This is a genomic window from Candidatus Pyrohabitans sp. (genome assembly GCF_054014795.1).
Window position 1 is genome coordinate 1 of sequence record NZ_JBPMGE010000070.1, and the last position, 10,481, is coordinate 10,481.

General features: G+C 51.0%; 11 protein-coding genes. 4 read left to right on the forward strand and 7 right to left on the reverse strand.

Annotated features, from left to right (window positions below; genetic code table 11):
• Positions 1–82: 82 nt before the first annotated feature.
• The gene (gene thmT / locus ACXJJW_RS07455) at positions 83–265 is read left to right on the forward strand and encodes a 2-hydroxymuconate tautomerase (protein ID WP_456475109.1); all 183 of its coding nucleotides are present in this window, start codon (positions 83–85) and stop codon (positions 263–265) included.
• Here the strand turns inward: thmT and hisC are convergent.
• From hisC to ACXJJW_RS07485, 6 genes are all read right to left on the reverse strand, one after another.
• Entirely contained in the window at positions 262–1,341 is a 1,080-nt protein-coding gene (gene hisC, locus ACXJJW_RS07460; protein ID WP_456475110.1) for a histidinol-phosphate transaminase, read from the reverse strand. The two genes, thmT and hisC, sit on opposite strands and share 4 nt — an antisense overlap.
• Positions 1,341–1,652 carry a hypothetical protein gene (locus ACXJJW_RS07465; protein WP_456475111.1) on the reverse strand — a complete coding sequence of 104 codons (312 nt, stop codon included), beginning with the start codon at positions 1,650–1,652 and terminating at the stop codon, positions 1,341–1,343. The genes hisC and ACXJJW_RS07465 overlap by 1 nt, the downstream gene beginning before the upstream one ends.
• Positions 1,653–1,662: 10 nt before the next feature.
• Positions 1,663–3,129, reverse strand: a complete 1,467-nt coding sequence (glnA, locus tag ACXJJW_RS07470; protein ID WP_456475112.1) for a type I glutamate--ammonia ligase — start codon at positions 3,127–3,129, stop codon at positions 1,663–1,665.
• 87 nt (positions 3,130–3,216) lie between these two features.
• Complete coding sequence (locus tag ACXJJW_RS07475) at positions 3,217–3,588, reverse strand: response regulator (RefSeq protein WP_456475113.1); 372 nt, start codon at positions 3,586–3,588, stop codon at positions 3,217–3,219.
• Positions 3,585–4,304, reverse strand: a complete 720-nt coding sequence (locus tag ACXJJW_RS07480) for a CpaE/TadZ family protein (RefSeq protein WP_456475114.1) — start codon at positions 4,302–4,304, stop codon at positions 3,585–3,587. The genes ACXJJW_RS07475 and ACXJJW_RS07480 overlap by 4 nt, the downstream gene beginning before the upstream one ends.
• Entirely contained in the window at positions 4,304–5,860 is a 1,557-nt protein-coding gene (locus ACXJJW_RS07485; RefSeq protein WP_456475115.1) for an NEW3 domain-containing protein, read from the reverse strand. The genes ACXJJW_RS07480 and ACXJJW_RS07485 overlap by 1 nt, the downstream gene beginning before the upstream one ends.
• Before the next feature lie 187 nt (positions 5,861–6,047).
• Here ACXJJW_RS07485 and ACXJJW_RS07490 point away from each other — a divergent pair, with 187 nt between their 5' ends.
• Positions 6,048–7,811 carry an ATP-dependent DNA helicase gene (locus ACXJJW_RS07490; protein ID WP_456475116.1) on the forward strand — a complete coding sequence of 588 codons (1,764 nt, stop codon included), beginning with the start codon at positions 6,048–6,050 and terminating at the stop codon, positions 7,809–7,811.
• Here ACXJJW_RS07490 and ACXJJW_RS07495 read toward each other — a convergent pair whose 3' ends face one another.
• Positions 7,812–9,080, reverse strand: coding sequence for a DUF1512 domain-containing protein (locus tag ACXJJW_RS07495; RefSeq protein WP_456475117.1), 1,269 nt, complete (start codon positions 9,078–9,080; stop codon positions 7,812–7,814).
• 52 nt (positions 9,081–9,132) lie between these two features.
• Here ACXJJW_RS07495 and ACXJJW_RS07500 point away from each other — a divergent pair, with 52 nt between their 5' ends.
• Positions 9,133–9,531, forward strand: coding sequence for an RNA-binding domain-containing protein (locus ACXJJW_RS07500; RefSeq protein WP_456475118.1), 399 nt, complete (start codon positions 9,133–9,135; stop codon positions 9,529–9,531).
• Positions 9,528–10,313, forward strand: a complete 786-nt coding sequence (locus tag ACXJJW_RS07505; RefSeq protein ID WP_456475119.1) for a sugar phosphate isomerase/epimerase family protein — start codon at positions 9,528–9,530, stop codon at positions 10,311–10,313. The genes ACXJJW_RS07500 and ACXJJW_RS07505 overlap by 4 nt, the downstream gene beginning before the upstream one ends.
• Positions 10,314–10,481 lie beyond the last annotated feature (168 nt).

A 10,481-nucleotide genomic window follows, 5' to 3' on the forward strand; every position in this document is an offset into this window, starting at 1 on the left:
CTATAAAAATAACTCTATTATTTTTCACAGCAGGCGCAACATTTTTCACAGCCGAGATTAAAATAAGCGGGGAGGTGAGAATATGCCGGTAGTCAGGATAACCATGTGGAAGGGCAGAACGAAGGAACAGAAGGCAAAGCTCGCGGAGGCTATTACAGAGGCGATGGTAAATACGGTGGGAACCGCTCCTGAGCATGTGCACATAATCTTTGAGGATGTGGAAAAGGAGGACTGGGCAATCGCAGGTAAGCTTTGCGATAGCTAGCCCAGGATTTTCCTCATCGCGGCAATCAACCTCTCATTTTCGCTTTTTGTGCCGACTGTAATCCTAACATAGTCGCCCCTCAGCCCCGGGAGATTTGAAACATTCCTTACTATAATCCCGGCGCTGTACAGCCCATCCATAAGCTCAGAGGCTGAAATGCTTAAAAGTCTTACCAGGATAAAGTTCCCATGGGATGGAAACGGCTTTATGCCAGGGATTTTTTGAAGTTCACTGAACAGATGCTCCCTGTCCTCAACAACCATGTCCCTAACCTTCCTGAAGTAGTCCAGCTCTTCTATAGCCTTGACCGCAGCCCTCTCCGCTATGCGCGAGATGCAGAAGGGGTTGCGCACCTTTTCCAAGAGCCCTGCTAGCCTGCGGTTTGTAAGGGCATAGCCCACCCTTAAACCAGCGAGCCCGAAAAACTTGGAAAAGGAGCGCACAATAACGAGGTTGTCGTATTCAGGCACCTTCTCTGCAATGGTTTTGCCATAGAATTCGAAGTAGGCCTCGTCCACAACCACAGCAGCCCTGGTACCTTCTACCATATCTATTATCCCCTCCTCCTCCATTACAGCTCCGGTGGGATTGTTGGGAGAGCACAGGAAGATAAGCTTCGCATCCCTGCTCGCCTCAAGCACCTCCTCAGGGGCAGGGATAAACCCATCCTCTGGCTCCACAAACTCTATGCTTGCATCGCGGAGCATGGACAAAAAGGCATACATGGTATAGGTGGGGATGGGAATCACAACCCTGTCCAGGGGCTCAAGAAAAATTGTACAGAGGAGGGAGAGGATTTCGCCGGCACCATTGGCCACGGCGATATTCTCCCCGGGAAGACCAGCGTAGGAGGATAGGCTCTGCTTCAGCTCACTGTAGCTTGGGTTGGGGTACCTGGAAACCTGCCTAGACTCCTCGGCTATCGCCCGGAGAACACTCTCCGGCAGGGGATAGGGGTTTTCATTGGAGTTCAGGTTAACTATCTTTTCCCGGGGTATACCGTACCTCTCTGAAATCTCCTCAGGAAACTCTCCGGCATCGTAACTTTCGAGGTACTCCAAGCTGAACCTGTGCATCACTCAACCGCTTTCTTTATCTCCTCTATCTTCGCCTCAAGCTCCTCCAGGCTGACCACCGTTGTTTTCTTCTCCTCTACTCCTGCCAGCGTCCAGAAGAGTCTCGCCGTGACGAGCATAAGTTTGCCGGCATAGCCCGGAGAATATGGGAGAAGTTGCGCAGCTATATCTCCGCACTTCTCCAGTGTCGCCTTATCCACCTTTGCTGCCTTCTCGGCAGCCAATCCCAGGACTGTGATACCTGCTCCAAGAACACGTTCCCTGGCGGCATAAGCCTTGGCCGCCTCGCTTGTTACCCTATGTACTCCCATTCTCCTCACCTCAGTAGTCCAGATATTTCATTACTTCCCACGGCGTCACATAGAGGCAGTACTGGTTCCACTCGTCTATCTTCAGGTCAACGAGGGCATCGTAGATGTGGCTGCCAAGAGCGCGCTGAATCACCTCATCTGTGGTGAGCTGACCGATTGCATCCCTCAGCGTTGTGGGAAGCTCTCCCACGCCGTACTCCTCCTTCTCCCGTGGTGTTAGCTCATATACATCAGCCGTCAGTGGATCACCCGGGTCTATCTTCTTCTTTATTCCATCCAGGCCAGCTGCAAGCATCGCAGAGAAGGCCATGTATGGGTTGCAGCTCGGGTCAACGCCCCTGTACTCAGCCCTAACCGCTTTGGGACTGGCGAAGTACTGCGGAATCCTCACCAGTGCACTCCTGTTTCTGGGAGACCAGCATATGTTTATTGGAGCTTCAAACCCGGGGACCAGCCTCTTATAGCTGTTTACAGTGGGGCAGGTAATCGCAGTAAGCGCCTTTGCATGTTCAAGCAATCCCCCTATGTAGTACCTTGCCGTCTGACTGAGCATATACTCGTCATCAGGGTCTGAAAACACAGCCTCGCCCTTGAAGGGGTCTCCCTTCCAGAGGCTCTGATGGGTATGCATTCCGCTTGCATTGTCCAGATAGAGGGGCTTCGGCATAAATGTAGCGAGAAGCCCATGCTTCTTTGCTATGTTCTTCGCCACCAGTTTGTATATATAGAAGGCATCTCCGCACTCGATGAGCTCCTTAGCTCTGAAATCTATCTCAACCTGTCCGGCGGTTGCCACCTCATGGTGGTGATACTCAACATCGAGACCCATTTCATCCATGTAGTACGCTGCTTCATTCCTGAACTCAACAGTCGTGTCCTCTGGAGGTGACCTGAAGTAGCCCTCCTTGGGTCTTATTATGTAGTTACCCGGGGTTACCTCCGGGCTTTCAGGCATAATTCTGGGTGGACCCCAGCTGTCTCCAGCACCGCCGTTTGGACTCACCCATAGGTCGTATGTTAGATTTGTCGGATCTATACCTGTAAACACAAAAAACTCTATTTCAGGCCCAAATATTGCCTTAAATCCCATTTTTTCTGCTTCTTTTACGACATTCTTTGCAGCATATCCTCGCGGGTCACAGGTCGCTACTTTACCGCCACCCTTTGCGGCAAAGGCTTCGTACACATCACCGAACATTATCGCCGTCTTCTGTAGCGGGTCGTTGATCCAGGGAACGACCTGGAGTGTATCTGTGTCCGGCATCCACACCATATCGCTTTCCTGAATTCCTTTAAAGCCTCTGACGCTTGAGCCGTCAAACCCTATTCCTTCCTGTAGTGCGTCCCCTTCTATGAAAATCCTCGCTGGAATGTGGAAAGCCTGTATTATTCCTCTTATATCGCTGAACAGGCATAAAACTTGTTTAACTTCGTTCTCCTTCAGAATCCCCTTAGCCCTCTTTATTTTGTCTTCCATGGACATCACCACAAGGAGTTAAAGATTGGGGATATAAAAATCTTTTTGTTAATATTTATGAAAATTTATGAAGAACATCATCTGAGCCTATTTCTTCTCTTTCAGCATTTCTTTAATTGTGGCATAGAGCATTGGTATATCTATGGGCTTTGTGATGTAGTGGTTGGCGAGCTCCAGGGCCTCGCGGCTTTCCTTTTCGATGGTTGAGCGCACGCTGACCACCACAACAGGGAGGTCCTTGATATTCTCATCTGCACGAAGTCTGCGCAGGAACTCTGTGCCGTCAATGCCCGGCATCATCAGGTCGAGAAGTATCAGGTCAGGTCTTGTTTTCTTGAGAATCTCCAGAGCCTCCGCGCCGCTCTCAACGAGTATTGTGTCGTATCCCTTCTTGCTGAGAATCATATCAACCATAGCTAGAATATCTGGTTCATCGTCGATGACCATTATCTTAGTCATAATTCATTCCTCACGATAAGTCTGGCAAGCTTTTTTATTGTCATGCTCCCGGGCGACTTGGGATTGGAAAGCACCACCGGCTTGCGCTCTTCCACACCCCGATAGACCTCCAGGTCTACCGGTATGGTGATAATAACCCTGTGCCCCAGACTATCTTCAACCTCCCTGGTGCGCATCTCATCCCTGCTTCTGCCAACCTTGTTGAGCACTACCTGCAGAGGTTTACCAAGCTCCTCAGCAAGCTTTACTGCTTTCAGATTGCTTATTACTATGGGCAGCCATGGGTTCACCACAAGCAGTACCTCATCGCATGCTTTGAGGATATTTCTCAGGTTTTCTCCCAGGCTGGGTGCGGTGTCTATGATAATGTACTCATAATCACCACGCAGCTTCTCAACAACCCTGCTGAGGTTGCCAAGGTCAACCTCCTTGATACTGGTTATTGAGCCTGCCAGCATGTGCAAACCAGTGGCGGAGTGAATATAAACACTCTCCCTGGCAAATGAAGGGTCTTTAAGGGCATAGTTTATTCCAGGCGGTATCACGTCGATTATCCCGAGGTAGAGGCTCAGGTTGGGGGATATGGCATGAGCATCTATGGCGAGCACTTTTTTTTTGAAGTCGAGCATTAGGCTGAGGGCAAGATTCAGAGCAACTATACTCTTCCCAACCCCCCCTTTAGCCGAGATTACGGCGAACACCTTGCCCTTTCTCACTATTCTTCCTCCATGCCGTTTTTAATCCTTTCCACTGCCTCGACCACTTCCCGGCGATAGATTTGTCTCTTCCGATATATAAGCATGCCTCCATATACCAGCAACAGCAACGCCCCAGCCCCCAGTGCAGGAATTAGAAACTTTCTGAAGTCCGGCTTTCTCGTCGCCTCCTGAAGCACAATCGTCAGCGGCTGTGAAACTTCGCCATCCTCCCCTTTAATGGTCGCTATAAGCGTATAGCTACCAGGCGTGGCATCCTCCGGTGGGGTTACACTGAAAACCAGTTCTTGCCCATAGCCGGGGAGGATGACCCTTGTAATCTCCTCCGGGTTAACCCTCCAACCTGAAGGTGCCGCCACCCTAAAGGTGAGATTCAGTGCCCCCTGCGAGGGATTTATTACCCTCAGCCTCACCTCTACCTCCTCGCCCAAAGTTGCATACTCTGCAAGGGCGCCTGAAAATTGAAGCAGGTCGATACCCTTCACAGGGTTATAAAAAATATTTACCTGCCCCAGGGGCCAGTAGATGTATGGGGAGTAACTCTCTGCGATTCTGCTCACATCGTACCTCAGTCGATGGACTTCATAGGGGTCAACGCTGGAGAGGCGCCATGCCACTACCGGGTCTGCCTCAATCACCCTCACATTGTCGCTGAAATCTATCTCTGCCACGTTCGAGGCTATTTCCTTGGGTATCTCCTCCACAATCTCCATCGCCTCAACCCTCACCCCGGAGTTCTCCACATCAAGGCTCACAGATACCCTGCCCTGTTTTTCGTCCAGATAGACCTTCCTCAGCACCGCCGGCCTCTCAAATCGCGGCGGATAGGGCTTTATTCTGAATATGAAGAAGGCGCTTGCCTCCTCCTCGGCGTTGCCCAGCCTAAGTAAAGCCTTATGGTCGCCCGGCAGTGCGCTCATGGGTACACTTATTGCAAGATTTACGCCAGTGCTCTCACCACCTGCCAGAGAGACCTCACGGGGCTGCAGACTCACCCACTCTTCAGGAATACCTTCGAGCCCAAGCCTCAGGTTGTTTACCCCTGTAATGGAGGGATTTTCCACCTCGAAGGATACTGCTGAGGTATCTCCCGGTCTGCCTTCTATCAGCACTGGGAGGAATACAAACTTCAGATGGGGCGTATCCTTCTTAATCTCCCCATCAAACTTCTCGCTCTCTGAAACCACCTTCAGCGTCCCCTGTGCGGAGATGTATGAAGAGCGGTTACTGTAGTAAACCCTCACTGTGATGCGATACTCCCCTGTACCAGAGGTCATAACATAGCTCCTTACCAGAGTGGCATTGCTCCCCGCCGCAAGCCTACTGGACATGAACCTGAGCCGGTCAACAAGAGAGTCCCCGGAGTAGACCTCTATCTCAGGCTCAATAACCTCTCCCACACTGCCTGTGTTCCTGACCTCAATGGATAGGTCAACCATCTGATTCCGGGCGACAGCTTCTGGAACCACCGAAAAAGAGGAAATTTCAATCTGTCTCAACGGAGATAGCATAGCAGCGGTGCTGTCATCAGCGCTTGTGCTGGCTGTAATCAGCACTGGTAACAAAATTGCTGCCACAATATATTGCTTCATGCATCTCACGTTGATAAACTCTCTCATTTCAGCTGTAAAATTGATTTTCCCGGATAAATAAATCTTGCGCAATTCCCTTACTTAAATTCCACCATCACCGCTGGTTTAATATATCCAAGGTTAATTATAACACTAAATCAGAGTGATTTTGATGCCCACCCCGATGGATTTCTTCCCATACCCAGAGCCAAGGCAGTTCCAGGACGAGTTTATGTACCGGATTTTCACAAGCGATGTCATGCTGGCAAGTGTACCCACGGGCGTTGGAAAGAGCATCTCAGCGCTGTGTGCATTTCTTGCTGACCGCCTCTTCGGCGAGAAGGTTGTGGTGCTCACCCGCACCAAATCTCAGGCAAGGATATTCCTTGAGGAGACGCGTGCTATTGCAAAGCATGTGAAAAAACCCCTGCTTGCAGTGCATCTGCGCTCCAAGCAGGAGGTATGCCCTGTTTTTTCAGGCGAAGAAGTTGGATATGAGGAGTTTCTTCAGCTTTGCAAGCTGAGCGACTGCCGGCACAGGCAGAGGTTCAGAGAGAGGGTTGAAGAGGTATCCCTCCTCGCAGCCGAGCTGGGAAGGGAGAATATGGAGAAGGGAGAAGGGTTAACAATTTCCAGACTGCTGGAATTCGGATGCCCCCATGCAGTGCTCCTTGAGCTGGCGCGCTTTAGCGATGTGGTCATCGCAAGCTACCAGTACCTTCTCAACCCCTTCCTCAGGAGCACCTTTCTGGGAAAGCTGGGCATCAGCTTGCCCGGGATTCTCCTGATAGTTGACGAGGCTCACAACCTGCACAGCATGGATATGCTCAGCAGAACCCTGAGCAGGCGCACTGTAGAGCTCGCAGCCAGGGAAATAAACTACGATTTCTCTGGCATTATGAAGCTCTTCAAAGGCAACGACGAAAGGCTTTGTGCAGGAGATTTGCTCGATGGCAGGGAGGTGGAGTTTTTATACCAGCGCGGTGTTGAGGTCCTCGAAAGAAGGCTCCTCAGGGGCAGGAAGATTTCCTATACCTACAGGCTAGCGAATTTTCTTGGTGCTGCGCTCAAGCTTGACAGGGAAGAGAACTGGATATTCTACCGCCAGAGCGGCAGGCTTTACCTGAAGCCTCTCTTTCCCTCTGAGCTTCTCAAACCTCTGGCCGATGCGAGAAAGCTCCTCCTCATGAGCGGCACCCTGTCGCCGGTGGAAATGTACAGGGCCCTGTTCAACCTGTCCCATGCGGATGTGTATTCCCTGCCCAATATATACAGGGGCAACCTGTACTACCTGGGCATAAAGGAGGGGCTGAACACCAGCCTGTTGGCGAGACAGGCCAGGGGCGAGGAGCTCTGGGAGAGATATGCCCGCGTTATAGGGGAGATTTATAAGGCCACGCCAAATACGATGCTTGTATTCTTCCCCTCCTATGATGTCCTTGAGAGTGTAAGGCAGCATTTTAAGGCGCTGGCAGAGCCGAGAGATTCAAAGGAAGCTGAAAGATTTCTGAGAGAGGCTAAAAGTACCGAGAAGAAGGCTATATTTGCAGTTGCAGGGGGAAAGCTGAGTGAGGGTGTGGAGTACACCATTGAGAAGGGAGGGGTGAAGGAGAGTGTTGTGGGAAGCATTATAATAGCGGGCTTCCCCTTCCCTGTACCAGACTTCGAAATGGAGCTCAGGAGGAAGCTCTTTGAAGAGCGCTTCGGTGCCGCTGGGGCCTTCATATTCCTCTCCTTCCTTCCTATGATGAACCGCGTGCTCCAGAGCGCCGGCAGGGCGGTGAGAAGCTCCCGCGACAGGGCATGTGTTGTATTCCTAGACGACCGCATAGAGCACCTCAGGCATTTTCCAGAGGATATAAGGTATGAGACAAAGCTTGTGGAAATAGAAGAACTTGCCGAAGAGGTGAGGTGGTTTCACTCCTTAAAAATATAGCTACTTCGCCCTGGCCTCCTGCTTTGCCTTCTTTGCGCGCCTCTTCATCTCCTCCTCACGTTCGCGGGCGCGCTTTTCAGCACGCTTCTGGCGCTCCACAAGCTTCTTGGCAAGCCTGTCTATCAGAGGCAGCTCCTTCTCCTCCTTTTCCTTCTCCTTGTAAGTCACCTCTTCAACCTCGCCGGCGCTGTTTCCAATTCCACAGGTGTTTCCAACGCCCACCAGGATTACCTTCTTACCCTCAGGCGAAGAGGAGATACTCTCCTCAATTCTGCGTATCGCCTCCGGCACCGCCAGGTAGACCTCTTCTATCATTGGCGATATCGCCTCCTCCAGGGACATCTTGATTGCAATCGCCTCGAGGGGGATGTTCTTTGCGACGGCAGCCTCCTCTATCTTCGCCTTCTCAGGACCGGGGTCGCCTATAGCCGCGCCTATGCCCTCGCTCACCTTGCCCGTGGGCTCGCCCTCCATCTTCAGGCTAGCGTCCACAGTTATTATCTTGGCGACGTCATTTGCCTCGGTAAGCTTCTTAACTGCATCACCCAGCTTGCCCAGCGTCGCTCCTGGTCCGCGTGCTTTAACAACAAGCACATCTCTGCCGGCTAACCTTTCCTCTGAATAAACCACATCTCTGGCGACCTCTCTTGGCGAGCCCCTCATAAGGCGGGCTGCAATCAGCGGGCCCACGCTGTCTCCTATGGGCTCGCCCCGGGATATTGCCCTGATACCATCCATATGTGCCTTTGCGACTTTCTTGATTAGCGGCATGTTCATCTGGAATATCATCGCAAGCTGAAGGTTGTTTGTTTTCTTCACAAGCTCCACGTAGTGGCGGACTATCTTTGAGAGGGTGTTTATGCCCACCCCGCCCTTGAGCAGGGAGACTATGTTCGAGTGCCACACGGGATTGGATTCGGGGGCAATTTCGTATGTGATGGCATGGAACCTGTCCTCAGCTTTGTCGAAGAGGTGCTCCAGCTTCCTGAGTATGCCGTAGGGGTCAAGGTCCACAGGGGGTATGAGAAAGAAGTCCAGGGTTTTCTGCACCTTATCCTTAATTCCAGTGCGTATGCTGCTCTTCTCAAGGCAGATTTTTGTTATTATATCCACCGCCTCGCCGGTATAGGCCTCTAGGGTCTCTGCAACCTCCTCCATATCAGCAACCATGCGATAGAAGATGTAGCGCGGATAGATTATTATCAGGGCAAAGAAAAGTAGGGTGAAGAGCACCTGAAACCCCTGCCAGAGCTGGAAGTTGCTCAGCATCTATATCCTCCTTGAGATTCTAATTTATTATGTTACCCTTTATAAATCTATCATGCAGGTTTTTGTTAGAGCAGAGGTATACCCCACGGAGAGCCCTGAGAAGGTCAGGGCTGCGGTTGAAAAACTGTTCTCTGGCATGGAGTTTGTGTTCGAGGAAGAGGGCGAGAAGCGTATCATAAAGGGTGTGGGGAGAGGAAAGGCGTGTCTCGAGAAGTTTCATCTCAGATTGAGAGAGCAGCGCATTCTGGACACGGCGCGCGGGGTGATGCTCTCCTCACAGAGGGGCAATCGCATTTTTCTGCAGCTCAACAAGCAGGCCGCCTTCGCAGGTTATATCAACTTCTCCGAAGAGTCACCCCTGGGCGTGATTGAGGTGGAGATTGAAGATGAGGACATAGAGAGCACAATAGACTGGCTTGCACCCAGAACCGTCGAGGGAAAGGAGATATGATAGATGCAAAGCTTGGTGCCTCGTCGCTTGCCTTCTTTAAGAGACGCAGCGAAGAGACAATAAGAATAATAGGCGAGGCCGGTTTCTCAGCATGGGAAGTTATCCTTGAGGGGCACCACCTCAGGGATGATTACTCTCACTGGATGGAGCTTCTGGAGAGCTACTCCCTTTACGTCAGTGTCCACGCCCCCTTCGCAGACCTGAACATCGCCAGCATGAACGACAGGATCAGGGAGGAAAGCCTCAGACAGATAAAACACGCGATAGATACAGGGTATCTGCTTGGCGCAGAGCTGGTTACAGTACATTCTGGAAGGCTATCCCCCTACAGCATGTGGTTCCCCTGCGAAGCGAGAGATGTCAACTTTGAGAGTCTGAGAGAGCTTGTGGCGCATGCAGAGGAATATGGGCTGCTGCTCTGCCTGGAGAATACCCCTAAATATTTCGGAGCCCTTATGTGTGAGGTTGAAGAGCTCAAAGCCCTTACAGAGGAGTTCTCAAGAGATGAGCTCGGCATAACCCTCGATGTGGGGCACGCCGCTACCTGCGGTGACGTGATGGATTATGTAAGAGCACTGCGCTCCCGCCTTGTGAACATCCACATTCACGACAACTCCGGCAACGGCGATGAACACCTTGCCGTGGGCGACGGTAAAATTGATTTTAAAAGACTCCTCTCACATCTCAGGAATTACAGGGGAAAATACATCATAGAATGCCACCGCGAGGAGGATGTATTCAGAAGCAGGGAAAGACTTGAGAGATACCTTATTGAATTTTAATTATTTACTTTTAAAATAAACTTTAAAAAAACTACAAATATGGCTGCTTATGTGAAAATAAGTTATAGTAATTGAGGTTTGGTGAATAATGATACACATGTTGTTTGCGAAACCACCCCTGAAAAATATGAGGAGGTGAAAAAGGATGAAGGGGATGTATGAGGACAG